Source organism: Lentibacillus sp. CBA3610, from assembly GCF_013373365.1.
Taxonomy (GTDB): domain Bacteria; phylum Bacillota; class Bacilli; order Bacillales; family Amphibacillaceae; genus Lentibacillus.
The window spans coordinates 3,438,888-3,464,213 of record NZ_CP035925.1; the positions used below are offsets into that span (position 1 = coordinate 3,438,888).

At 42.8% G+C, this 25,326-nt stretch carries 26 protein-coding genes and 3 pseudogenes; 21 read left to right on the top strand and 8 right to left on the bottom strand.

Annotation, left to right across the window (positions count from 1 at the left end; all coding sequences use genetic code 11):
* Positions 1-10: 10 nt before the first annotated feature.
* Positions 11-1,048: a TolB family protein gene (locus tag Len3610_RS17035; protein ID WP_176448992.1), complete on the top strand. Its 1,038-nt coding sequence runs from the start codon at positions 11-13 to the stop codon at positions 1,046-1,048.
* A gap of 89 nt (positions 1,049-1,137) precedes the next feature.
* Here the strand turns inward: Len3610_RS17035 and Len3610_RS17040 are convergent, their stop codons facing one another.
* Positions 1,138-2,061: a DsbA family protein gene (locus tag Len3610_RS17040; protein ID WP_176448993.1), complete on the bottom strand. Its 924-nt coding sequence runs from the start codon at positions 2,059-2,061 to the stop codon at positions 1,138-1,140.
* Complete coding sequence (locus Len3610_RS17045) at positions 2,062-2,415, bottom strand: winged helix-turn-helix transcriptional regulator (RefSeq protein WP_176448994.1); 354 nt, start codon at positions 2,413-2,415, stop codon at positions 2,062-2,064.
* Between the two features lie 189 nt (positions 2,416-2,604).
* Here Len3610_RS17045 and Len3610_RS17050 point away from each other — a divergent pair.
* The 12 genes and pseudogenes from Len3610_RS17050 to Len3610_RS17105 all read left to right on the top strand — a co-directional run bounded on the left by Len3610_RS17050 (position 2,605) and on the right by Len3610_RS17105 (position 14,238).
* Positions 2,605-3,172: pseudogene (locus tag Len3610_RS17050) on the top strand (NADPH-dependent FMN reductase).
* A gap of 226 nt (positions 3,173-3,398) precedes the next feature.
* A complete protein-coding gene (locus Len3610_RS17055; RefSeq protein WP_176448995.1) occupies positions 3,399-3,980 on the top strand; it encodes an NADPH-dependent FMN reductase in 582 nt (193 codons plus the stop codon).
* Between the two features lie 251 nt (positions 3,981-4,231).
* Entirely contained in the window at positions 4,232-4,921 is a 690-nt protein-coding gene (locus Len3610_RS17060) for an RluA family pseudouridine synthase (RefSeq protein ID WP_176448996.1), read from the top strand.
* Positions 4,922-4,926: 5 nt separating this feature from the next.
* Positions 4,927-5,334, top strand: a complete 408-nt coding sequence (locus Len3610_RS17065; RefSeq protein WP_176448997.1) for a secondary thiamine-phosphate synthase enzyme YjbQ — start codon at positions 4,927-4,929, stop codon at positions 5,332-5,334.
* 76 nt (positions 5,335-5,410) lie between these two features.
* Positions 5,411-5,749, top strand: coding sequence for a bacillithiol system redox-active protein YtxJ (gene ytxJ, locus Len3610_RS17070; protein WP_176448998.1), 339 nt, complete (start codon positions 5,411-5,413; stop codon positions 5,747-5,749).
* 227 nt (positions 5,750-5,976) lie between these two features.
* Positions 5,977-6,438: a YndM family protein gene (locus Len3610_RS17075; RefSeq protein WP_176448999.1), complete on the top strand. Its 462-nt coding sequence runs from the start codon at positions 5,977-5,979 to the stop codon at positions 6,436-6,438.
* A 199-nt stretch (positions 6,439-6,637) separates the two neighbouring features.
* Complete coding sequence (locus Len3610_RS17080; RefSeq protein WP_176449000.1) at positions 6,638-9,355, top strand: UPF0182 family membrane protein; 2,718 nt, start codon at positions 6,638-6,640, stop codon at positions 9,353-9,355.
* A 25-nt stretch (positions 9,356-9,380) separates the two neighbouring features.
* A complete protein-coding gene (locus Len3610_RS17085) occupies positions 9,381-9,521 on the top strand; it encodes a hypothetical protein (RefSeq protein ID WP_176449001.1) in 141 nt (46 codons plus the stop codon).
* A 785-nt stretch (positions 9,522-10,306) separates the two neighbouring features.
* Positions 10,307-11,203 (top strand): ABC transporter ATP-binding protein, encoded by an 897-nt coding sequence (locus tag Len3610_RS17090; protein ID WP_176449002.1) that lies wholly within the window; start codon positions 10,307-10,309, stop codon positions 11,201-11,203.
* Complete coding sequence (locus Len3610_RS17095; protein WP_176449003.1) at positions 11,203-12,804, top strand: ABC transporter permease; 1,602 nt, start codon at positions 11,203-11,205, stop codon at positions 12,802-12,804. Before Len3610_RS17090 ends, Len3610_RS17095 begins: the two co-directional genes overlap by 1 nt.
* 170 nt (positions 12,805-12,974) lie before the next feature.
* Positions 12,975-13,505: an RNA polymerase sigma factor gene (locus tag Len3610_RS17100; protein WP_176449004.1), complete on the top strand. Its 531-nt coding sequence runs from the start codon at positions 12,975-12,977 to the stop codon at positions 13,503-13,505.
* Positions 13,492-14,238, top strand: coding sequence for a DUF4367 domain-containing protein (locus Len3610_RS17105; RefSeq protein WP_176449005.1), 747 nt, complete (start codon positions 13,492-13,494; stop codon positions 14,236-14,238). Before Len3610_RS17100 ends, Len3610_RS17105 begins: the two co-directional genes overlap by 14 nt.
* An 85-nt stretch (positions 14,239-14,323) precedes the next feature.
* Here Len3610_RS17105 and Len3610_RS17110 read toward each other — a convergent pair whose 3' ends face one another.
* Positions 14,324-15,931, bottom strand: coding sequence for a catalase (locus Len3610_RS17110; protein WP_176449006.1), 1,608 nt, complete (start codon positions 15,929-15,931; stop codon positions 14,324-14,326).
* A 951-nt stretch (positions 15,932-16,882) separates the two neighbouring features.
* Here Len3610_RS17110 and Len3610_RS17115 point away from each other — a divergent pair.
* The 3 genes and pseudogenes from Len3610_RS17115 (at position 16,883) to Len3610_RS17125 (ending at position 18,658) form a co-directional block, all read left to right on the top strand.
* A complete protein-coding gene (locus Len3610_RS17115) occupies positions 16,883-17,581 on the top strand; it encodes a Crp/Fnr family transcriptional regulator (RefSeq protein ID WP_176449007.1) in 699 nt (232 codons plus the stop codon).
* A 61-nt stretch (positions 17,582-17,642) separates the two neighbouring features.
* The gene (locus tag Len3610_RS17120) at positions 17,643-17,831 is read left to right on the top strand and encodes a hypothetical protein (protein ID WP_176449008.1); all 189 of its coding nucleotides are present in this window, start codon (positions 17,643-17,645) and stop codon (positions 17,829-17,831) included.
* Positions 17,832-17,928: 97 nt separating this feature from the next.
* Positions 17,929-18,658, top strand: a pseudogene (locus Len3610_RS17125) (EcsC family protein).
* 146 nt (positions 18,659-18,804) lie between these two features.
* On the opposite strand, the gene Len3610_RS17130 reads toward Len3610_RS17125, so the two are convergent.
* The 3 genes from Len3610_RS17130 to Len3610_RS17140 are packed head-to-tail and all read right to left on the bottom strand — an operon-like array spanning position 18,805 to position 19,587.
* Positions 18,805-19,197: a DUF3891 family protein gene (locus Len3610_RS17130; RefSeq protein ID WP_255259923.1), complete on the bottom strand. Its 393-nt coding sequence runs from the start codon at positions 19,195-19,197 to the stop codon at positions 18,805-18,807.
* Entirely contained in the window at positions 19,148-19,420 is a 273-nt protein-coding gene (locus Len3610_RS17135) for a DUF3891 family protein (protein WP_176449010.1), read from the bottom strand. Before Len3610_RS17135 ends, Len3610_RS17130 begins: the two co-directional genes overlap by 50 nt.
* A 14-nt stretch (positions 19,421-19,434) precedes the next feature.
* Positions 19,435-19,587, bottom strand: coding sequence for a DUF3891 family protein (locus Len3610_RS17140; RefSeq protein ID WP_176449011.1), 153 nt, complete (start codon positions 19,585-19,587; stop codon positions 19,435-19,437).
* Positions 19,588-19,888: 301 nt separating this feature from the next.
* On the opposite strand from Len3610_RS17140, the gene Len3610_RS17145 reads away from it, so the two are divergent.
* Complete coding sequence (locus tag Len3610_RS17145) at positions 19,889-20,134, top strand: VOC family protein (RefSeq protein WP_176449012.1); 246 nt, start codon at positions 19,889-19,891, stop codon at positions 20,132-20,134.
* Positions 20,118-20,546, top strand: a complete 429-nt coding sequence (locus Len3610_RS17150) for a VOC family protein (protein ID WP_176449013.1) — start codon at positions 20,118-20,120, stop codon at positions 20,544-20,546. Before Len3610_RS17145 ends, Len3610_RS17150 begins: the two co-directional genes overlap by 17 nt.
* Positions 20,547-20,748: 202 nt before the next feature.
* Here Len3610_RS17150 and Len3610_RS17155 read toward each other — a convergent pair.
* Positions 20,749-21,321 (bottom strand): annotated as a pseudogene (locus tag Len3610_RS17155) (alpha/beta hydrolase); the annotation flags it as partial.
* A gap of 66 nt (positions 21,322-21,387) precedes the next feature.
* Positions 21,388-21,807 (bottom strand): MarR family winged helix-turn-helix transcriptional regulator, encoded by a 420-nt coding sequence (locus Len3610_RS17160; protein ID WP_176449015.1) that lies wholly within the window; start codon positions 21,805-21,807, stop codon positions 21,388-21,390.
* A 258-nt stretch (positions 21,808-22,065) separates the two neighbouring features.
* Between Len3610_RS17160 and Len3610_RS17165 the strand changes: the two genes are divergently transcribed.
* The 3 genes from Len3610_RS17165 to thrB are packed head-to-tail and all read left to right on the top strand — an operon-like array spanning position 22,066 to position 25,321.
* Entirely contained in the window at positions 22,066-23,373 is a 1,308-nt protein-coding gene (locus Len3610_RS17165) for a homoserine dehydrogenase (protein ID WP_176449016.1), read from the top strand.
* Positions 23,370-24,431, top strand: a complete 1,062-nt coding sequence (gene thrC / locus Len3610_RS17170; RefSeq protein WP_176449017.1) for a threonine synthase — start codon at positions 23,370-23,372, stop codon at positions 24,429-24,431. The genes Len3610_RS17165 and thrC overlap by 4 nt, the downstream gene beginning before the upstream one ends.
* Positions 24,428-25,321 (top strand): homoserine kinase, encoded by an 894-nt coding sequence (gene thrB, locus Len3610_RS17175; RefSeq protein ID WP_176449018.1) that lies wholly within the window; start codon positions 24,428-24,430, stop codon positions 25,319-25,321. The genes thrC and thrB overlap by 4 nt, the downstream gene beginning before the upstream one ends.
* Positions 25,322-25,326: the final 5 nt, after the last annotated feature.

Here is a 25,326-nt window from a genome sequence, read left to right on the forward strand (position 1 = left end):
AGGCCTTAATTTGATGTCACGCAAAATGAAAAATATCAGCTTTATCGGCGGGGTGGTTTTTTTATTCCTCCTGCTTTGGGGAGCGGGTTCACTAGCTGACGCGCCTGATGGTTTTTCCGGATTTGGCCAATCGACTGATATATCACTGGATGATAATGAACTCGTTTTTTCGTATTATCACAATGATGATGCAGCCCTGTATACCGTTCCTGTCAGTGGCGGAGAGGCTGAACTTTTGGCAAAACCGGATGAAGGCAAGTCATTTCTGAATCCGACATTCTCCCCGGATGGTGAAACAATTGTATTTGTCGAACAATGGGTGGAAGAAACGGAAGAGGACGAGCGGCAATACAGCCAGTTACGTATGCTGGATAAGTCCAGTCAAACGGTTGAAACACTTATGAACACGAGCGATTATATAACAGAAGCTGCATTCGCGCCTGATGGCGAATCATTATACTTTCTAAAAGCAAGTGTTTATCAAAATTATTCACCTATTGCATCCGAGCGGCCGCATGATTTCGATATTTTCCGGATGGATCTTGAGTCGGGGGAAACTGAACAGATAACAGACAAACAAGCATACAGTATGTCATCGCTTGAGGTGACACCTGACGGCAAACAACTGATGTATGTAACCAATGATGGTCAGGATCAGCTTGTTTTACATTCACTTGACGATGGAACTGAAGAAACAATCGTGCCAGAAGGTGACTTTGCATCCAAAGCACCAATCATCTCGTCACCGACAATATCCCCGGATGGCACGTACGTTGTGTTCTCCGATGTGGCTGCGACCGATGAAAATAACACGTTTGTTTATGAGGCTTTTCGTATGGATCTTGACACAAAACAGGCCGAACAGTTAACGTCATTTTATGAATACGTATCTGACCCCGTCTTTTTACATGAACAGGAGAAGCTGATCGTGACAGTTGATAAAAATTTTGCCGGGGCTGATCCGGACTACAGCTATTGGCAAATCAGCGCAGATGGGGAAGAACGCAACCGGGTGACAATTGAGATGCCTGAGGAAAATGAATCTTAGTAAGGGCTTCGGTGCCTCATATGACTTTAAAAGTCGTATTTCCAGGGGCGAAATACGGCTTAAAATCAATATGAATTGTGTTATTATTTTTATCGTTTCACAAAATACCTTTCATCAAGTATTTCTTTCACATCATAAGCACCAGATGCGAGTTCTTCTTCAGCAAAATCGGTAACGTCTGGTTGTTCAAGGTCATACATCACTTCAATTTCTTTTGAAAACAGCAGTTCTTCTTGTTCAAGCAGCTTTGAAAGCTTCGGTTGCTGATTAGGTTCGAGCTCATCTTTATCCATGACCTGCTTCAGCCCGGAAATATAGAATTCAAGTGGGCGGCCGCCAACAATTTTCACGCCTTGATTGTCTTCGTTCACCATGATGATGGTTGGAAAGCCTCTGGCGCCAAGGTTCGCAGCAAGTTTGAAATCCTCATTTAATAATTCTTCACCCTGTTGTGATTCGGCTTCATTGACAATCCATTCGCCATCAAGTCCCAGCTTATTGACGATTTCAATTAAAACATTTTTTTCTGCAATATTTTGATTGAAAGGGAAAACGGCTTCTCTCACACGTCGTAAGAAAACATCAGCTAAAGCTTCATTTTGTTGTTGAATGACTTTAAATACACGGGAAGGCGGATAAGACGAGTGAATAGGGTTGTCATACCAGAGTGTACCATCAATCGGCATGCGTGTTTGCTCACCGACTTCCCTCCAATGCCCTGCGACATCAGCTGGTCCTGAGATGCCATTTGCTGGATCAACCGGGCCATCACCCCATTTTTCGAGTAGCCCGCCCATTACTGCCTTAACGTTAAAATAATCACCATACTGCTCTGTGAAGCGGCGTAAAACCGGTTCCAGCGCCCAGCAGTGTGAACAAATCGGATCTGTCACATAATAAAGATCGACTGTCTTCTTTGGCTTGCTCAAATCAATCACCTGCATGTCATCTTCCCCTGCAGGCCCGCACACGCCTGTTTCCGGATTGCATACCATGTTGTTGTTATGTTCCATTTAATGATCCCCGCTTTCCAATGAAATGTTTTCTTCCACATTTAAATGTTTTTTTGCCCATTCCTGAATTGGTTTCAGACTATTGGCAAGGTCGGTGCCTTTTTGCGTTAATGAATAAGTGATTACAACCGAGGGGTCGCTTGTAACGTTCTTATCAATCAGCCCGGATTCATTAAGCTCGGTCAGCTTGATGGACAGTGATCTGGGTGTGATGCCGGATAAATCCCGTTTAATATCCGAGAAATGTGCTGTTTTGTTTTGACATAACGATAAATAATGTATGATCTGCCCATTCCACTTTTTGCCGATAATATCAAAAGAAGCCTCAATATAAGGACAAACCTTTGTGTTCATTTGCAACACCTCTTATAAGAGATTTTATCATGTATAAAAAATAAATCAAGTATAAAAAATATATTAAAAAGGTTTCTTCCAGTTCAATTAGATGTATTGTTTAAGTATTTTGTGTAAAATAGCATTAAAGAAAATTAAAATGGATTGAGCAATTCGCTTATACGTGGACGTTTTAAGGGGGCATATATTTTGAAAGTTGTTGGCATAGCAGGATCTGTTGTCGGTTCGAAAACACGTATTGCCGTTGAACAGATTTTTAAATAAAGTTCGTGAAGATCATCAGGAGATTGAAACGGAGCTAGTTGATTTAGGAGAATATGAGCTTGTTTTCAGTGACGGCCGGGATTATCGCGATTACAGCGGAGATACAAAATCGGTATTGGAAACAATCATGTCAGCGGATGCTTACATTATTGGAACACCGATTTTTCAGGCGTCCATACCGGGATCGTTGAAAAACCTTTTTGATCTGCTTCCTAATGAGGCTTTCAGAGATAAAGTTGCCGGTATTGTTGCAACAGCGGGTTCTTCTAAACACTACTTAGTGCCCGAGCATCAGCTTAAACCAATTTTGTCCTATATGAAAGCTGTTATTATAGCAAAGTATGTGTTTGTGGAAGAAAAAAGCTACTACCAGAAGGAAATTGTGGATGATGATGCGATCTTCAGATTGAACAGACTTGCCGATGATCTTATCCATGGGGTTAATGTGTTCAGTGAGATTCAAAAGGAAAAAGATTCGGCATTTCCATTTTAATAAAACGGGAAATAAAGTTGTGCAATGGCAACCGTTTTGCATAACTTTATTTCGTGTATATAGTGTATGAACATAATGGTATCGTGGTTACTTTTTATAAGTTTGTTATAAATTTAAAGCAAATGAATTGAATATAAATGTGATTGATGATAAGATGCTTTTGTTCAATTAAAATAATGAATTCAGATAATATGAATTCAAAACATCTTAGTATAGGGGGATAAACATGTTAAATATAGGTATTATTTTAGGCAGTGTCCGAGAAGGCCGTAATGCGGAGGCTGTTACGAATTGGATTCATGATTTTGCAGCTAAACGCAATGATGATGCGGCATATGAAGTTGTGGACCTTGCTGACTATCCTTTGCCAATGCTTGGTGCATCGTTACCTGAAGCACAGCAGGCAGAAGCGGAATCAGCCATCCAAGCATGGTCAGAAAAAATGGCTTCATTTGATGGTTATATAGTCGTCGCGCCGGAATATAATCATGCGGTAGGCGGTGCACTTAAAAACGCTCTGGATCACTTGAAACCGGAAGTTGCCAACAAAGCTGCCGGACTTGTTGGTTATGGCAGCCTGGGCGGTACTCGTGCACATGAGAACTTGCGTCTGATCTTCGGTGAGCTTCAGGTGGCGGATGTTCAAACAGCCGTTACATTCTCGCTAATGACCGACTTTGAAAACTTCAGCGTGTTCAAACCTGCCGACTATCATGCAGATAATGCAAATAAAATGCTGGATCAGGTTATAGCCTGGAGTGGTGCACTGAAACAAGTACGTGAAAATGCAGAAGCTGTAACAACCTAAATATAATAATTACGGGAGATGCGCAAATAGTGCATCTCCCGCATTTTTGCAGCCGTTTACTGAATTTCACAATTTCTGGTTGGGTTTGCCACTAAATATGGCTTGAAACTAGGTTGATCTAAATGAGTGCTGTAAATCGGGTCGGCTGGTGTTGCTGCAGACAGGCAATGTGAAAAAATCAATAAACCTGAGAATGCGGGTTCAGATATGTTATGCTATAACTAACATTTTTGAAGGAGACGTGTAAGCTGGTGAACATTCCAATCCTTTACGAAGACAATCATCTTCTTGTCGTGGAAAAGCCGGTTAATATACCTGTTCAGGAAGACAATACAAGGGATAACGATTTATTGACGATGCTGAAAAACAATATCAAAATACGCTATCAGAAACCGGGCAATGTTTATTTGGCGCTTGTTCACCGGCTTGATCGGCCAGTTGGCGGGGTGATGGTGTTTGCCAAAACATCCAAGGCAGCCTCACGTCTCTCGGATGGGATACGCAGGGGAGCATTTGATAAGCGCTATTTAACTGTAGTGCGCGGCAGACCTTCAAAGGATAAAGCCATATTAGAGGATTTTTTGCTGAAAGATCACCGGGAAAACAAAGTGCATGTGGTTTCACCGAAAACTCAAAAAGCGAAAAAAGCGGTTTTAGATTATGAGGTGTATGGCACGGCGAATGGTTTGAGTTTATTACAGGTCAACCTGCACACGGGGAGGCCGCACCAGATCCGTGTACAACTTGCGTCAGCCGGTTTTCCGATTTACGGCGATCAGAAATATGGGGAAAAGGTGAACAAGCCAGGTCAGCAGATAGCACTATGGTCGAATGCTTTGGCGTTTGAACACCCGACGAAGAAGGATATGACGGAAAATGAATCCTTCCCGCCAGACGTGTATCCGTGGAATCTTTGGCCGAACTGTTGCAAAAGGAGCTGATAACAGTGGGAAAAACGTTACATACATTCACGATTTCAACAAATGAAAAGCAATCGTTTACGAATTTGGATGGCTACTTGGATGAGGCGCTGTCCGAGAGTGGTGTGCAGGATGGCATTATGGTTGTTTACTGCCCGCACACAACAGGAGCCATTACCATCAATGAAAATGCCGATCCAGATGTCAAAACGGATCTGAAACGTGGATTGGATGAGACATTTCCGAATAAGCCGGATTATGTCCATATGGAAGGCAATTCTGACGGTCATATGAAGTCGTCTGTTGTTGGAGCAAGTGAGACACTGATTATTGCTGACGGCAGTCCTGTTCTGGGCACATGGCAAAGTGTCTATTTTTGCGAATTTGACGGACCAAGGACAAGGAAGGTTCATGTGAAAGTTATAGAAGGTTGACGCCGAATTGCTAAATTTTGTGAAGGGGCTTGAACTTGAACTGAACGTGAAGTATAAAATTTAAGGAGGCATCAAAATGGTTGAATTAAAAGATTTAGAGTCAAAAGACGAATTGGTACAGGCGTGGGAACAGTCAAAGGAAAACCCGGTCCTTTTTTTCAAGCATAGTACCACTTGTCCTATCAGCGCAGAGGCGTTCAAACAGTATCAAACATATCTGGAATCAGCCGGGGATGACCTGGATGCTTATATGGTTAAGGTGATTGAGAACAGAGATATATCCAATCAGATTGCGGAAGAGACTGATGTTAAACATGAGTCGCCACAGATTTTTCTGATCCATAATAAAGAAGTGCTCTGGCATACCTCACATTCAAAGATTACCAAAGATTCAATAAACGAGGCACTGCAATAATCGGTATAGACTAACAGCGGTATTCACATTTTGCGCCAGTTTGTTAATTTGTAGGTTTTGAGGAACAATCTCCCGGTTGCGTCTTTTATCCAGAGATCAAGCGTTGACCTGACCTTTTTATAATCTGCCATGAGCGATACCCCCAATGTCCAAGTGCCATGTATAATCCCATTCTTTTCAGCCACACTATAACTGTTACGAAAATAGGAAAGGATGGGTCTCATTACATGGTTCATTTAAAAACATTGGGAATCAAAGCGATTGCGATTGGTATTACCGTTTTTTCGTTATTTGGTATTTTTTATAATGCGAATTTGACGAATTTATTTTGGGTCAGTGTACTGGCGACAGGAATCACTTATCTCATCGGTGATTTGTTTGTTCTGCGCAGATTTGGAAATGTCACAGCGTCTATTGCAGATTTCCCGCTGTCATTTCTTTCCATTTGGCTGCTGTGCGGTATCTTTATAGAAGCAAGCATCCCCATTATCACGACTTCTCTGATGGCTGCGTTTTTTATAGCGTGCTGTGAACCTTTTATTCATACGTACATGGTCGAAAATCTTGAGGATGAAAAATTTGAAGAACAACGGGAAAGATCAGCTGAAACGGGCCGGCTGCAGACTGAGTTTTCAGAGGAATTCGACTCAAATGTAAGGGAAGATCAGGAAAAAGATCGTGATAAATGACAATCAAAATGAAACGTTAATATTTTGAAACCTCATCCCTCGATGAATCGTAAAAAATAAGGACTATCATTTTAATTTCAGGTATGAGTCGTGTATGATGGAATCTGAGGATCTTTCACTGTAATTGCGAGTGAAGTATTTCACCCTTAATTTGGTAGTTTGTTATTCTTCAATAGATAGTAAGGGGGAGAGATTTAAATTGGACGTTTTTGACGGAGGTTCAAATGGTTCTAATCAAAATAGAATAAAATGGAACCGGAAGTTTAACTGGATTGGTTATGTCATACTTGCGATCATTATTGCAGTTATAATCGGTTTATTTTCGCTGCAGCTGGTCACTGATTATATATGGATGGATACACTGAATTATTCAAGTGTTTTCACAACCATTTTGACAAGTAAAGTATTGCTCGGTGTTGCCGGTTTTCTATTGTTTGCAATCAGTACATTCTTTACGCTATTTTGGATTCGCCGGTCATACATAAAGCATTTTGATTCAAGCCAGTTACCGCCCATCCTGACAAAGAAAAAATGGATGACGCTGATTATGCTCGGTATATCAGCAGTTATTGGGCTGTTCGGGAGCAGTATCATCCAGGGTGTCGGTTGGGAAAGTGCTTTGAAATTGATCAACCATGCTTCATTTGGGCAAACGGACCCATATTTTGGCCTGGACATTTCTTTCTACGTTTATATTTTGCCGATTCTTGAATTAGTGGTTTTTGTCCTGTTGGGCTTAAGCATTTTTTTCCTGCTTGTGGAAATTGGTGCATATTCTGTGTTTTATATGTATCGGCAAAGCCGCTCCGCCCAGTTGCATTTGGGTCTCACACTTGGTTTTATCGGGCTGCTTTTAGCAGGTTATCATTTATTGCAGCCGTTTGGAACCTTGTCGACAACACAGGTCAACTTGTTTCAGAACAGTATTGTGGAAGGCCTGAGCTATACGGACGATGTCGTCAATATTCCAAAAGCATATATCCTGGCAGCAGTGGCTGTTCTTATGACTATTTGGATGATAGTAAAACTTGTAAGGGGCAACATCCAAACAATGCTGACTCCGATTGCTGTTTATATCGGATTAGTCGTTGTGGGGCAAGGTGCCTCTGTGGCTGTTCAGAACTTTGCTGTTTCTCCGAATGAATTCGCTATGGAAGAGCCTTATTTAGAGGATAATTTAAATTATACAAGAGCTGCTTATGATTTAGACGATATGAATGTGCAAGAGCACCCGGGAAATAATTCGCTTGATGCTGAAATGGTCGAGCGAAACGCAGGAACAATTGATAATGTGCGGATGAATGATGTGCGGCCATTACTTGATGTCTACAATCAACTACAGACGTTCCGTACGTATTATGAGTTCAATGATGTCGATGTTGACCGTTATCAAGTTGATGGTGAATATGAGCAAGTATTTTTAGGTGCAAGGGAATTGGATACATCCAACCTGCCTGAACAGGCCCAAACATGGGTCAACCGGAATTTGCGGTATACACATGGGTATGGTGTTTCGATGAGTCATGTCAACGAGGTGACAGAACAAGGACAGCCGGAATATATGCTGCAGGATCTGCCTCCTGAAGGTGTCATGGACATTGAGCGTCCGCAAATCTACTTTGGTGAACAGGATTATCCGAATGTTATCACCAATAGTGAAGTGGATGAATTTGACTACCCTTCAGGCGATGAAAATGTGAACAACCGGTATGAAGCGGACACCGGTATTCAGCTGAGTGGTATTAACCGTTTATTATTTGCACTGACTGAAGGTAATTTCCGGATGCTTGTTTCCGATCAGTTAACGGAAGACAGTCAGTTACTTGCAACAAGAAACATTATGGACCGTGTCAATCGAATTGCGCCGTTTTTCACTTATGATCAGGACCCTTATCTGGTCGCGCGTGACGACGGCAGTCTTGTGTGGATGGTTGACGCCTATTTGACGGCGGAGAATTATCCTTATTCTGAACCTTTTCAGGGTAATGAGAATTATATTCGGAATTCAATTAAAGTAATGGTTGATGCCTATACAGGTGACGTTAATTTTTATGCTTCCAATCTCGATGACCCGCTGATGCAAACGTTCCAGAACATATTCCCTGATTTAATAACGGAGGAAGTGCCTGAAGATATACGAGCCCATTTCCGTTATCCGACAGGTCTGTTTAAGGTTCAGGCTTCGATGTATGGAACGTATCATATGTCCGATTTAGAAATGTTCTACAATCGTGAAGACACGTGGCAATTTCCGACAGAGCGCTATTTCGATGAGGATATCGAAATGGAACCATACTATACGACAATGGCATTGCCTGATCAGGACGAGGAAGAATTTATCCTGATGATGCCGTATACACCGAAAAACAGGCAAAACATGGTTGCTTGGATTGGCGTGCGAAATGACGGTGAGAATTACGGCGACATGTTTGTCTATGAATTTCCTAAGCAACGGAATATATATGGTCCACAGCAGATTGAAAACAGAATCAATCAGGATAGTGAGATCTCCCAGGAATTAAACTTATGGTCACAAGGTGGATCGGAAGTCATTCGCGGTAACCTGCTTGCTATACCGATTGAAGATACCATTATTTATGTTGAGCCGATTTATATCGAATCGAACAATGAGACGTCACTGCCGGAAGTTAAACGGGTCGTTGTGGCTTATGAAGATGAAATTGTGATGGAGGCCAACTTTGATGCAGCGCTTGAGGAAATGCTGAACATCGTTGACTCCGGAGGTCAGGATGATGGACAGCAGGAAGATGAAGAAGGTCAGGAAGGCGAATCTGAAGAACAGGACGAACCAACAGATCCGATTATGGAGCAGATTGAGCAGTTACAGGAATTTTCCGGCTGTTTGGAGTCCTATCAGCAGGATCTATGGCAATTGAAGAAGCCGCAGCAATCATGAGCGATTAGAAGCTCTGCTGGATGATATGGACCTGTCGAATGGTTCGGATGCACCTGAGGATGTGCCAGAAGATATGCCAGAGGATGTACCTGAAGACATGGAAGATCCTGAGGCCTCCCAGGCGCCTGACGATAATTCAGAAACACCGGATAACTCGGAAGAATAGGTTGAGTAAAAAGAAATCGGGATGCGCGATGTGCGCCATCCCGATTTTTCTTTATATCGTAAAGAAAGTATAAAATTGACCAGGTCGGTCTAACATGTTATTATAAAATCGACCGATATGGTCTAAATGGAAGCTTAAGCGAATAATCATGATTTTGAGGGGGTGAGAAGCAATTACGGATAAGTTTCAAAATCTTGATGAGAACAAGCAGCAGCGAATTCTGGATGCAGCCTTTATGGAATTTGCGGAAAATGGGTATGAACGGCCTCGACTAATCGGATTGTAAAAAAGTGCCGGTCGGGAAAGGATTGCTGTATTATTTTCAAATAAGAAAGCGTTGTATCATTATAATAGATTATGGACTGATTATACTATTTAATTTAATTGACATGCAAGAAACGGATTTTATTGAACGGATGAGACAGGCAACACAGGTGAAAATGAGATGTTTTGCTGAAAGCCCGAACGTGTTTAATTTCCTGGGTACGTTTTTTCTGGAAAGTGTGCCGGATCTGCCTCTCATCTTGAACAGCAATATCATCAATTGCTGGGAAGAGGGCAATTGCAATTCATGTATGAATATTGATAAATCCCTGTGATGATGTTAATGTAAATAAGGTGTTCAAGCTGATTCAATGGTCAATGGATGGGTATCAAAATGAAATCATCAGTCGGCTGAAAGGTCAAAAACTATCATCTGTTGATTTTAATCCATATTGGGAAGAGTTTTATGCGTATCTGGATATATTGAAAAAAAGCTTTTATAAGCAGGGGGAGTTGTAAAAATGGCGCTTTTAAAAACGGAAAATCTTACGAAGGCGTTTGGGAACTTTAAAGCCGTGGACAATATTAATATTGAAGTCCGGAAAGGGGAAGTGTACGGCTTTATTGGTCCGAATGGTGCAGGGAAATCAACGACTATCCGCGTTTTGCTTGGAATGCTGAAGGCGACAGGCGGCAAGGCATCCATCTTTGGCCAGGATGTCTGGAAGGATGCTGTGGCTATTCATAAGCGGATTGCCTATGTTCCGGGGGATGTGAATTTGTGGCCGAATCTGACCGGTGGCGAGGTTATCGATCTATTTATGAAACTTCGCGGCGGATCGGTAAACAAAGAGCGGCGTGACGAAATGATTGAGAAATTCAAATTTGATCCTTCCAAAAAATGCAGGACATACTCAAAAGGGAACCGGCAAAAAGTTTCACTTATTGCGGCATTTGCATCTGATGCTGACCTGTACATTCTGGATGAACCGACATCAGGCCTTGATCCGCTTATGGAACGAACATTCCAGGAATGTGTGATGGAAGCGCGGAATGAAGGGAAGAGCATTTTGCTGTCCAGTCATATTTTGTCTGAAGTGGAGCGCCTCTGTGATCGGGTTGGCATTATCCGCGAAGGTCAGATTATTGAATCAGGTTCACTTGATGAATTGCGTCATTTAACACGGACGCACATGACAGTTGAGACGAAACAGCAAGTAAGTGGCCTGGAGGACATGCGAGGTGTTCATGATGTTGATATAAACAATGAAACGATTTCGCTGCAAGTTAATACGGAGGAATTGGATGACGTCATCCGGTATATCAGTCAGTTTGGTGTCGTGAAACTGGAAAGTGCCCCACCGACTTTGGAAGATTTATTTATGCGCCATTATGAAGGAGCAGGGGGTGAATCCTGATGCTTCAACGGTCTTTTGCCAACTCAGGTAAGCTGTCCCGATTAATGTTGCGGTTGGATCGTACGCGGATAATAATCTGGCTTGCTGGACTGTCTTTTTTTACCTTGGTGGTACCGGTTGCTTTTGACGATTTATATCCGGCGCAGCAGGATCGTAATGCGATGGCTGAAACAATGGAAAATCCGGCAATGACGGCTATGGTAGGCCCTGGTGATTTGGAAAATTATACAATAGGTGCAATGACCTCCCACCAGATGCTGCTTTTGACAGCAGTCGTGGTTGGATTAATGAATATCTTGCTGATGAATCGGCATACACGCTCTGAGGAAGAGGACGGCCGACAGGAAATGGTTCGTTCACTGCCGGTAGGGAAGCTTGCGAATTTGAATGCTTCCTTTATCGTTTTAGTCTCAATAAATATATTGCTGGCGGTTATTACCGGTATCGGTTTGTATGCTTTGGGCATCGATAGTATGGGACTGTCTGGGTCCTTGCTATATGGCCTGATTTTAGGGGTGACAGGTATATTCTTTGCCGGGGTAACCGCATTGATGGCACAAATAACTGAAAATGCCCGGAGTGTCTTTGGCTTTTCATTGGCACTGCTGCTGCTTGCGTACTTGATACGGGCGATAGGGGACGTCAGTAATGAAACACTGTCCTGGATTTCACCATTAGGATGGGTATCAAGTGCTGAAGTGTACAGTGAAAATAACTGGTGGGTGCTGTTGCTGCTGGCAGGCGGTACGGTTATTTTGATCATGCTGGCTTTTTATTTGAATGCCATTCGGGATTTGGATGCCGGGTTTCTGCCATCAAGACCCGGAAAAAGACATGCATCACGGTCACTCCTCAGTCCGTTCGGTTTGGCCTTTAGATTACAGCGCGCCGGGATCATTTCCTGGGCAGTTGCTATGCTCCTGGTCGGTATTTCTTATGGATCGGTTATGGGCGATCTTGATTCTTTTTTTGGAAGTAATGAAGCGATACAGCAAGTATTGGTCTCAGAGGAACGCGCTTCGTTTACCATGCAATTTGTTTCCATGTTGATGATCGTTATGGCTTTGATTGGGACAGTTCCCGCCGTCATGGCTGTGCTTAAATTAAACGGGGAAGAAAAGAAGGTCCGGATTGATCACGTGTTGGGCAGGTCTGTATCACGAACACGTCTGCTGTTGGGTTATTTGATAATAGCTGTCATCAATGGATTTCTGATGCTGTCCCTAGCCGCAGGAGGTCTTTGGCTGGCAGGTGCGAGTGTGATGGATGAACCGTTTGAATTCGGGGTGATATATGGTGCCGGTCTTGCTTATTATCCTGCTGTTCTTACTATGGTTGGCTTAGCGGTGCTTATTATTGGATTTGTGCCCAAAATAAGCGGCCTTATCTGGCTTTATGTTTTGTACTCGTTTTTCGTCTTGTATTTCGGCAATATGTTCCAATTCCCGGACTGGGTCGGGAATCTGTCACCATTCGGGTATATTCCCGAGTTGCCGGTGGATGAGATGGAATGGACACCTGTTATCATCTTGACTATTGTTGCGATTGGGTTAACAGTTGTGGGGATGTTTGGCTATAATAGACGGGATATTCAGGGGTGATCAATAAACGAAAGGTCTGCAGCTGGTTATAGGCTGCAGACCTTAATTTTTGTCAGTTTTCTTATAGATTATTATTTTCGGGACTATTATTGAAAAAATACATAAAAACCGCAACCAGTTTTTATATTAACCGTCTATACTATGAATTCAATTTTAGAGGGGGGTAAACCTTGTCTAAGGAGAGGTTTCACCGCGACCTTATCGTTCAATGGTATGATCAGTACAGCGCTCCTGTCTTTAAATACATTCTGAAAATGATAAAGGATGTACAGCGGGCTGAAGATCTGACGCAAGATACTTTTATTAAGGCCTATAAGTATATGTCGGGAGAAACCACAGTGAAATATCCTAAAACTTTTCTGTATCGTATTGCACATAATCTCACCATTGATTATTTAAGGAAGCAGGCACCAATCAATATTATGGAGGACTTTCTCTCAAGAAAAAAAGACCCCGGTCCATCAATCGAAAAAATTGTCGAGATACGGGAAGGGGCGAGGGAACTGTATGAAGCATTGTCATTGCTGAAAACGTCATACAGGCAAGTGATCATCCTACGTAAAATAGAGGATTTCTCGGTTCAGGAAACGGCACATATTCTAAACTGGTCCGAGAGCAAGGTCAAATCAACGCTTTTTCGTGCCCTCAGAAATTTGGAGAAACTGCTTATCAAGGGGGGGTTTATAAATGAAACATCATGATGACTCCTATCTTAACGATTTACTTAAAAAAATGGATGATGATGTCTCCTGGAATAATAAACGACAACAAAATGTGCGTCGAAACGTTCTCTCGGCCATTGATCAAGAAGGTGTTAAAAGCAGTCGCAGGATAACACATTGGTTCGGGAAAAAGATTGTACCCGTTTTGGCTACTTTATTACTTGTTGGCGTATCCGTTCCACTTATCATGAGTGAGGCAGGTGACCAGCAGCCTTTAGGTCAGGAACAAGCTGATGAGGTCACTCAAGCTCCGGGCGACTCAGGAAACGAAAACGGCAAGGGGTACTATGTGGATCAACAAAATGGAGCATATATAGAAGACATTAAAGCATCAGGTTTTGATTTAAGATTACCTGGCTATTCACCTGGAAATCATATTGAGGTAGGCAAGATTGTAAAACGCGCGTCCGGTTCCGGATCGCATGTGTCCGTTACGTTTAATCAAGAGGATGAAGAAATATTTAAATTCTGGCAGGAATCATTTAATAGCGACGACCCAGCCCGTGTTGATCAACGAATTGAGCAAATTAAAACTGAAGCATCAGATCAGCTTAGCATAGGCGTTCACAATGCCTATATTGTCAATGATAAAAAGGGAGAATCGTTATATATTGTAACGGAAAGTTATGGATTTACGATTCATTCATCCGAGTTACCGAAAGATCAGATGATTAAAGTAGCAGAATCGATTGATTTATCCGACCTTAACTAGATTAAGCAAATGATAACCCCTTGATTGAAAAATCATGAGTCTGCTCTATATGATTTGAATCAGCGGCAGACTCATGATTTATGTCTTAGTATGGTTCGGAGTCGTTCCCTTTCTCAACTGCTTTATCCGGCGCTTTTTCCGCATCCTTATTGCCGAGCGGATTTCTGCTTGAACCGTCTGACATCATTTTTGCAGCTTCTTCCAATCCTTCACGCAAACGACGTCCGTATTCCTCGTCTGCCTCCTCGGCAAGTGCGATCATTTTATCCTGGATTTCCTGTGTGCATTCGGAAATGTCGCCGACCAGATTCGAAATCAATTCGTCTTTCTCCCAGTCAGCAAACCAGCGAAAGGTCTCACCCGCCTGTTTGGTATTATCATTCCGGTCAATCGACTCCCGGACAAGGTTCCCTTCCACTTTTGGTGTGTATTCCTTGCCGACTTGTTCCGCTTCCTTATAGTTCCCTAACGATGATGGTTCATAATTGATATGCGGATTCTTTTTGGGTGATCGTTCAGGCTCATACCGCATAGCTCCGCCTTGGTGATTGGTGGCGACTCGTTTTTGGGCGGCATTGATCGGAATTTGCAGGTAATTGGCGCCTACCCGGTAACGTTGGGTATCGGAGTAGGAAAATGTCCGTCCCTGCAGCATTTTGTCATCCGAAAAGTCAAGACCATCGACAAGAACCCCGGTACCGAATGCGGATTGCTCGACTTCTGTAAAATAATCTTCCGGGTTTTTGTTTAATACTAACTTTCCTACCGGTAACCATGGGAATTGATCTTCCGGCCAGATTTTTGTGTCATCGAGCGGGTCAAAGGCCAGCTCCGGATGCTCACCTTCACTCATAATTTGTACATATAACTCCCACTCCGGATAATCACCTTTCTCAATTGCATCATACAAATCCTGTGTCGCATGATTAAAATTTGTTGCCTGAATTTTATTGGCTTCTTTAACTGTCAGGTTTTTGATGCCTTCTTTTGGCTCCCAGTGGTATTTAACAAGTACAGCTTCTCCCTCATGATTAACCCATTTATACGTATTGACGCCGGACCCTTGCATCATCCGGTAATTGGCTGGGATGCCCCATGGTGAATAGATGAACGTCACCATATGGAATGACTCCGGCGAATTGGCACAGAAATCAAAGAAGCGCTGGCTGTCTTGAATGTTTGTAATCGGGTCGGGTTTGAAGGCATGAATCATATCTGGAAACTTAATCGCATCGCGGATGAAAAAGATTTTTATGTTGTTTCCGACCAAATCCCAATTGCCGTCTTCCGTGTAAAATTTGACGGCAAACCCTCGTGGATCTCTGAGTGTTTCCGGTGAATGATTCCCGTGTACGACTGTGGAAAATCGTACAAATACAGGTGTACGTTTGCCTTTTTCCTGGAAAACTTTGGCTCGTGTGTATTTGGAAACAGGTTCATTTCCGGCTGTGCCGTATGACTCAAAATAACCGTGGGCACCTGCTCCCCGCGCATGAACAACACGTTCAGGAACACGCTCACGGTCAAAATGGCTGATTTTTTCAATGTAATCATAGTTTTCCAATGTGGCAGGACCGCGGTTACCAACTGTTCTTAGATCTTGATTGTTTGTGACAGGATGACCCTGTTTGTTTGTCAGCGTGTCATCATGTTCAATATTCGTTTGATATTTTTTGTTTTGACCTCCAGCCATCTATACCAACCTCCATTTTTTTAAGAATATACTTTATTCATTTTGTCCAATCTTAGTCAAATTAATCCATCTTTTCTGGAACGCAGAATAATGCTGTAAGTTCCTAAAATGCTTTGATTACAGATTCTCCGAACGCGAAAGCCCATCGTCTTTAGACATGGGATGAAAGTGAGGTCAGATACGGAGCGCCACAAAAGAAGGTTTTGTGGTGCTTGAAGTATCTGAAATGAATTAAGTTAAAAAGATTAAGTGTATTTAGTAAACAATTTGATTTCTGATAGTCAATAGGATATAATAAAAACAAAACATACGTTCCTTGCTAAAGAGGTGTTCACATTGGCCAAAACCACATCCCCAACGTTTGTGTTAACCCTTGAATTAGACCATCATCCAAGAATGTTTTCGGTTATCTCAATATTACAATTAAATTAAGAAAGACTTGTGGCGCCAGCTGCCCGTAAAGGTCCGATTCTGTTCAACTAACATTCAGCGGTAAGAACCGCACCGCTGAATGAAGTTTCACTTTATATTCAGCCTTCTTATTGATGAATACCAATAAGTCAGGAACCAAACCAAATCGAAGCAAATGTGAGGCAGCCTTTCCATTGTTTAAAAAGTTGCATGCCAGGCAATACGGGCTATTGTAAACGGCAAAAGAATGATTTTAAATTCGGGAATCAGTGTCAAAAACTAATGCGACACATATGGCGGTGTGATACCACCGGGCTTGTGAAAGTCAAAGATGCGGTCGTTAATGGCAACAGAGGCTGCTTTGGCCGTGAAAGTTCTGAAGGAAATGGTCCCAGTAGCCCGAACAACCCTAAATGCCGAGCACATGCAAATGTGTCTGTGGCTGCCGGCCGGAAGAAGGACAATGGATTCAGAACCCCACTGCTTTAGCTGTGGGAGTATCAGAGTAGAGTATTAACAGGCGTAAAGGGAGGCGGTAGCGTGAGTACCGGAAGCCTGAAAAATAATGACAAAGCCAAAAAGTTGTGTGTATCATTAGTACCGATTTTCAACCATCTTGATTATGAGGAGCAATTTGAAATAGCCCTTACAAGCAGAAGTCTGTCATATGACAAAAAGGATCTCATTTTCCAGGCTGGAGAACCTTCTGAGTACCTCTATATCGTGCATAAAGGCAAGGTGAAAATGTATAACCTGGCTGAATCCGGCAAAGAACAACTGATTCGCATTCTGGAGCCTGGTGATTTTATGGGGGAATTGGCCGTTTTCACGGATGAGTGGCTTACAAGCTTTGCCGAAGCCATTGAACCGACAGAAATATGCGCCATTCACAAGTCAGATTTACAGGAGTTTCTTGAAGAAAAACCGGAAATCTCCTTTAAAATCCTGGCAGAAAGCAGTAAACGGTTAAAAGATGCGGAAAAGACAATTGAACGGTTAAGTTCCCAGGACGTCGAAAAGCGCCTGTCATCTTATTTACTTGAACAGTCTGAAAAAGGGACATCATCCCAAATAACGCTGCCGATGAGTAAAAAAGATCTCGCATCCTACCTGGGCACCACACAGGAAACCCTTAGCCGGCGTCTGGCAAACTTTGAGGACAAAGGTCTGGTTGAACAGACAGGTCAGCGGAAGATTAATATTTTAAATTTAGAAGCATTGGAATCGATTGCTGAGTGAGAGAAGCAGGGGGGGTCCTTGATCAACAGTCATCAAGCGTACAGAAAAGGAGTGGGGTATCATGTCTGATCGAAAAATGAAGCAAAGTGAATGGGCGGAATTCACTTTGCAGCTAGAAGAAGAATTGGATACCTTACTCTTCCTGGATTTGATTAAGCTTGAGAATGCCTCAGAATCCTTGATAAGTGAAATTAGAAAAAGCGGGAAAGTGTTGTATGTGGCTGAATCCGCCTCCGATAAATCAGAATAAAATCCACTTGATTTTACTTTGATGATAAAAAGCATACCTGAATCTTTTTTCCGGAAAAATCGTATATATTAGTAGAAGAAAAGAGGATGGTATCAACATGAATGATTATGAACAAAAAGTATATAACGACCTGAAAGCATGGCGGCGAAGTGTATTGAAAAAATCAGGTCTCTTCACCCAACTGTCGAAAAAGACGCAGACAAAACTAAATGGGATGATTCCCGAAAAAGCTCATAGCATTATAACGGAAAGTATTAAAAATATGGTAAAAGCAACCCTGGTTGGCTCTAATATCATAACAAATAAGCATCAATCGGCGGGTCTGAATCTTTTTGAAAAGGATCAACTGCTGGAGGAAAAGCTCACATCTTATCGCAAAACAGCTGTGGTTGAAGGGGCCGGGACAGGTGCGGGAGGTTTTTTTCTGGGGCTTGCTGATTTTCCGATGCTTTTATCGATTAAAATGAAGTTCTTGTTTGAAACAGCAGCGATATACGGATATGATACACGCCAATATGAGAGGCGCCTTTTTCATTTTCTCCATGTGTTTCAGCTGGCCTTTTCGAGTGATTCCAAACGCAGGGAAACCTTTTAAACCCCTCGAAAATGGAGTTAGAAAAAGAAAAAACTCGCTGACATGGATTGGCGAGGTTTTTCAGCAGGAATATCGGGATTATATTGATTTGATTAAGCTGCTGCAGCTCATTCCGGGCTTTGGTGCTATTGTTGGAGCGTATGCGAATCATAACCTGCTTGACACGTTAGGTGAAACAGCCATGAACGCGTATCGAATGCGTATTTTAACGACACAGCCGCGAGATTATTAAACGATTTATGCACTGAGTTTACGACAGTGCATAAATCGCGCGACAGCGCCACCCGCCATAAATCCGCGCGACAACCCCGGCATAAATCGGCGCGACCCGGCATAAACGGACACTATCCGATCCTGCTCTAACATTGGAGTTCAACCTTACAACAATTGGACTGAAACTGCCTCTTCCTCTGCCTGCTCGTAACTTTCGATTAAGCCATTTTCAGCTATGGCTTTTTTGGGCACAGATTTTTGTCGAATCGTTATATTAACTTGACTATTAAATGGAAAGACATCCATTTCGACTGATTTTTCATCTTTCCAGTAAATGTTAATCTTGTTCGTATGAAAAAAGGTAAGGAATGCGGAAACTGGAATGCCTTCTTTAAAAAAAGGGTGCTCATTTTCCTTAAGGGCGCCGGGTTCGTTAAACAAAATATACAATGAAAGACTGGTCAAACAATGCAGCAAGCCCCGCCTATGGACATGGAATATATGCTCATCAATAATTGTCCAGAAGCTGAATAATCCGATGCTGCCGTTCGCGTTCATTGGTGTTAAAAACAATTTGGGATTCTTCTTCCCCGATCATCCACAAAGAAACTACGTAATGCTCGCTGCACAATAGGGCAGCGTATGGATCGTGTTTTTTCCACTTCATCGATGCCGGTGTTATTAAAATATTTGTTTTTGGCGGGTTTGGAAAAATCGGGTAAATTGCATTATGGTTTTCTGCTTTGTAATCCGTTCCAAAATGGCTTGTTTTGTCAATCATTTTTCCAGGCCAAATCATGGTTTTTCAATGGCATACAGAACGGATGGGTTTAATTTGCTCTCTAAAAAGAACGAATCTTTCAGGTTGGCCGCCATTTGACCCGAAAGCCGTGCATGGTGATCCTGTTCAATCATAATGTACTTATTCTGACTTTCCCGCACTATCATTTAACGACATCCTTTCCTGAATTTTCTTATGATAAGTATACAAAAATATGTTCATTGTTCAAAATAGAATCTTGCTTTATGTTCTAAAAGTGTGTATAATAGGTTACATAAAGTAACTAGGTGTATAATAATAATTAAATAGATTAACAGGAAGGGCTGAACTAATTGGAAAAAAAGTTTTCGAACAACCGCAACATATGTCGGGGGGAAGGTGAATATAAAACGTAACAGATTTGGACAAATTCACTGCCTTTTATCAGGATATATCGGATAACTGGAGCAAACCGAACGGAAGGCTGTTTTGACAGCAGACGGGGAAACGCCTTTGTTAACGCTGGAACAACCGGCAGATGTTATACCAAAAGAGGGGCGGACGACCGGGTTGTTTCACTTTGCCATTTTACTTCCATCACGGGCCGATCTTTCCAGCTTTTTAAGACACGTTGCCAAGGAAGGAGCACGTCTCGGTGCGTCTGATCACTTAGTCAGTGAAAGCATTAATAATTTGAATGACCCGGATGGCAAATGGGATGAGGGTGTACCATGATCGGCCATCAATCGAATGGAGCTGGGATGACAAGTTTGCTATGTCGACTGAGCCACTTGATGCCGACAGTTTGCTCGCTGAAAGTAATCAAGAATGGGATGGTTTGCCGGAAGAAACGATTATGGGGCATATCCACCTACATAGCAAATCTGCAAAAATACAGAGAAATTTTATTGTAGATGGCCTGGGGGTTCCAAATTGTAACAAATATCCCGGAGCATGTTCGCTTTCACTATATCATCACATCTGGATTAAATATGGAGCGGTGAAATGCACACCTGAAAACAGCCGCAGGTTCTTAATTGGTATCGCTTGTTTTTTTCCTGATGAACAAAGCCAGAATGGAAAAATTGAAAAACTGGAGAGCTTAGGCGTATCCGTTAAAAGGAAAAGAGTCATACGTATGTCGTGAAGGATCCATCTGAAAATGAAATTCATATGTTGGTGGCAGATTAAAAAAAGTCATTCGGAGTAGCTCCGAACGACTTTTAAATCGTGAAAACGCCAAACTTTTACAGAAAAACGCCAAAGTTCAGCATGAAAACGCCGAACAATACGCTTACGAATGTTGCTATTGAACTTATAAGACGATTATACCACCTCGGCAGCGGGCTTTTCACTTCGCCCATTGACAATTGGTGCCCCATATTTTCCCAGTGCAGTTCAACACCGGCACCCGCATTTTCCAGCAAGGACTTAAGATCTTCTGATTCATCGGCTGGACATATCGGATCATTGGTTCCTGCGCCAATAAATACCTGTTTTCCGGAAAGGTCCGGCAATTCAATACCTCGTCTCGGTACCATTGGGTGATGCAGAATAGCAACTTTGAGAGCATTTTGATAGTGGAATAACAGGCTTCCTGCAATGTTGGCACCGTTGGAATAGCCTACTGCCACAATATTATGACGGTCAAAGCCGTATTCTTCAGCTGCCTCATCAAGAAATTCATTCAGTTCTGTGGTCCGGGCAATCAAATCTTCTTCGTCAAAGACCCCTTCCGCAAGCCGTCTGAAAAAGCGTGGCATTCCATTCTCAGAAACATTGCCACGGACACTCAGGACGTTGGCATCCTGATCAATCTCACGGGCGAGCGGCAATAAATCCTGCTCCGTACCTCCAGTCCCGTGAAGAAGCAGTAACGTCGGTTTTGTCTGGTCATTACCTTTTTGGAATATATGCTGCATGGTAAGTCTCCTTTCTGATTCATGAGTATTTTAAACGATCACGTCGGTGTCACGATTTCTGAAACATTACGTTTGCCCAATTCTTTTCAGGATATCAATGACTTTTTCTTTTTCCTTGTCTGTTATATTCTGAAAAATTTCTTCAATGGCTTCCTGGTGTTGCGGGAAAATATCATCCATCAACTGTTTCCCTTTTTCAGTAATATGGATATAGACAACACGCCGGTCTTCAGAGCAATGCTGGCGTTCGAGTAAATCTTTTGCCTCCAATTTGTCGATGACATATGTCATTGATCCGGTATTGATCAGCACCGCTTCAGAAATTTGTTTTACAGTCAGATTCCCTTTGTGGTATAAGGCTTCCAGTACAGCGAAGTCGGTTGTCTTCATATTATATCGATCAATATCCTTCTTAACGTATTCGGTTACCGACTTTGAAGCTTTCATCAGGACAACAAACGCTTTTAATGATAAATTCTCTCCCATAAACGATTCGCTCCAACTTATTTAGTTTGAATTTAATTAACTTGAATTTAAATTAATTGTAATACGTATTTAAAGGGGAGTCAACTAATTCAGTATATTACAAGTTTCACTTTATCCCGCGTGCATACAAGTGCAATATTCCGCTCATGTTTAAATTCGGACGGCAAAATAATATTTTTAAAAGATTCGCTATTGCCATACTTTAATATTCATGTTTAAATGTATAAAATATTACTAAATTGTATATGGGGTGAGGACATGGAAGATAATGTATCGGTTGGTTTATTAGGTGTAGGCGTCGTTGGATCGGGTGTCATAAGTCTGATTGAGAAACATCAGGAAAAAATTGCGCATCAGCTTGGGTGTCACGTTCATGTCAAAAGCGCACTGGTCCGGAATCCGAATAAAGCACGTGATGTAGATGAGGAGATCAATGGGACTGCGCTTACAACAGATCCTGATGATGTTTTGAATGACCCGGAGATTGATGTCATTGTTGAAGTGATGGGCGGTATTGAAGAAGCACGCGAATCCATTTTAAAAGCTTTTGCCGCCAAAAAACATGTGGTGACAGCCAATAAGGATCTGGTTGCTTTGCACGGTGCAGAACTGCATGAGGCTGCAGCGAAAAACAAATGTGACTTCTATTATGAGGCAAGTGTTGCAGGCGGGATTCCTATTTTAAGAGGAATTACCGATGGATTTGCCTCAGATCATATCGAACAGCTCATGGGGATTGTAAACGGAACAACGAACTACATATTAACGAAGATGCATAATGAAGGTGTCAGTTATGAAGATGCACTGAAGGAAGCGCAGCAACTCGGGTTTGCTGAAGCTGATCCGGCCGCTGATGTAGAGGGGCTTGATGCAGCCAGAAAGATGGCAATTCTAGGGCGTCTCGCATTTTCAACATATATTGATTTGGAAGATGTTGAGGTAACCGGCATAAGGGATATAGAGTTGGCAGACTTGCAATATGGTGATAATTTAGGATTCACGATGAAGCTGATTGGTTTTGCTAAATTTGACGGCAAGCAGGTGGAAGTAAATGTCCAGCCGGCACTGATTTCCAAGGATCATCCACTTGCCGATGTCAAAAATGAATACAACGCTGTTTATGTTTATGGTGAAGCGGTTGGTGAAGCGATGTTTTACGGTGCAGGTGCGGGAAGCATGCCGACTGCTTCGGCTGTCATATCAGATGTTGTGACCGTCATTAAGAATATGCATCGTGGTGTGACAGGCAGTCAAATTGTCGAACCCCGTTTCAAAAAGGAATTAAAACCAAAAGATCAGCGCTTTGGGCAGTATTATGTCCGTTTTCACGCCAAGGATGAAGCAGGTGTATTTTCCCGGGTTTCGTCATTATTCAACGATTTGGATATCAGCTTTAAACAAATTCTGCAAAATCCGTCAAACAGTCCTGACACAGCAGAAATTGTCGTTATTACACACTATTCGTCACTGGAAAAAATGCATCAGGCGCTGGAGGAGCTTGAGAATCTTGCTTCCGTGCTTGATGTAAACAGCTTTTATAAAGTAGAAGGGGATGCTGACGCATGACATGGGAAGGTCTGATCAATCATTATCAAAACGATTTGCCGGTTACAGACAAAACACCTGAATTGTCATTGCATGAAGGTAATACACCGCTTATTCATTTCCCGAATCTCTCGGAGCAGCTGGGAATTGAATTACATGGAAAAGTGGAAGGCATTAATCCAACAGGTTCATTTAAAGATAGAGGAATGGCCCTGGCAGTTGCTAAAGCGCTTGAAGAAGGAAGTAACGCTGTCATTTGCGCATCAACAGGTAATACGTCCGCTTCAGCCGCAGCTTATGCAGCAAGGGCAGGCATCCGGGCGGTTATCGTTATTCCCAAAGGCAAAATTGCGCTGGGAAAACTGGCTCAGTCTGTGATGTATGGAGCGGATATTGTAGAGATTGACGGCAATTTTGACGATGCATTAAAAATTGTCCGTAAAATAAGTGAAACGGCGCCCGTAACACTCGTCAATTCGGTCAATCCGTATCGTCTGGAAGGCCAAAAAACAGCAGCTTTTGAAGTGTGTGATGAGCTGGGTTCCGCCCCTGACGTTCTGGCCATCCCCGTTGGCAACGCCGGCAACATCAGTGCTTACTGGAAAGGGTTTAAAGAATATCATGATCTGAAGCAAACAGGTCTGCCGCAAATGTTCGGCTTTGAAGCAGAGGGGGCTGCTGCTATTGTCCGAAACGAAGTGGTTTCGAATCCGGAGACAATTGCAACGGCCATCCGTATAGGCAATCCGGCAAGCTGGGATTTGGCTGTTCAGGCACGTGATGAGTCCAACGGCAAAATTGGTTCGGTAACGGATGCTGACATTGCCCATGCGCAAAAGCTTCTGGCAACGAAGGAGGGTGTCTTTGCTGAGCCGGGATCCTGTGCGTCGATTGCCGGTGTTATCCAGCAATGCCGGAATCAAACAATCGCTGAGGGGTCAAAGGTTGTCGCTGTTCTGACTGGAAATGGATTGAAGGATCCACAGACGGCAGTCGATCAGATTGATGAGGATCCGGTCGTTTTACCGAATGACGAAGCGGTTGTGACAAATTATATTGAGAAGCTGGTGAACGTATGAAGCCGTTCAGGATACGTGTTCCGGCAAGCTCAGCAAACATTGGGCCGGGATTCGATTCAATGGGGCTTGCGCTGGATTTATATTTAACGCTTGATATTGCACCATCCGATAAATGGGAGATTGAACAGCACTCACCGCATTTGCCAGAGGCCACAAGCGCTGATGATCATCTTATTGTACAGACTGCCCGTGATATTGCGTCACGTTGGAATAAGGAGCTGCCTGCCTGCAAAATGGTTGTCTGGAGTGACATACCACTGGCACGTGGCTTGGGCAGCAGTGCCTCAGCGATTGTCGCCGGTATTGAGCTGGCTGATCGGGCATGTGGCCTGTCTTTGACGCAGAAACAGAAACTTGATCTGGGTTCTGAAATTGAAGGGCATCCGGACAATATTGCGCCGGCATTAATGGGTGGATTTATCATTTCCACTGACATTAACCATGAAATTGGTTGGATGTCTTTACCTATCCCTGATTTAGAGGCAGTTGTGTATATTCCGGAAAAAGGGTTGATGACAGAAGAGGCAAGAAGTGTTCTGCCGGAAACATACAAACGAGAGCATGCCACATCGGCGAGTGCTGTCAGCAATGTTCTGATTGCTTCGCTCGCTTCCGGTGATTATCTGCTGGCCGGTAAAATGATGGAGCATGATTTATTCCATGAACCATACCGGGCAGAGATGATCCCGCATTATGACGATATCAGGCAGGAAGCTAAACAGCATGGTGCGTACGGAACAGTCATCAGCGGCGCGGGCCCCACGATGATTTCATTCGCTCCAAAAGGACAGGGCCAAGCCATCGTCAGCCATTTTAAAAACACAATGCCCGATTATCAAGTGGCTTTATTACAGGTCGATTATAAGGGGGTCTGTCCCCTACCACTTTAGCGCAT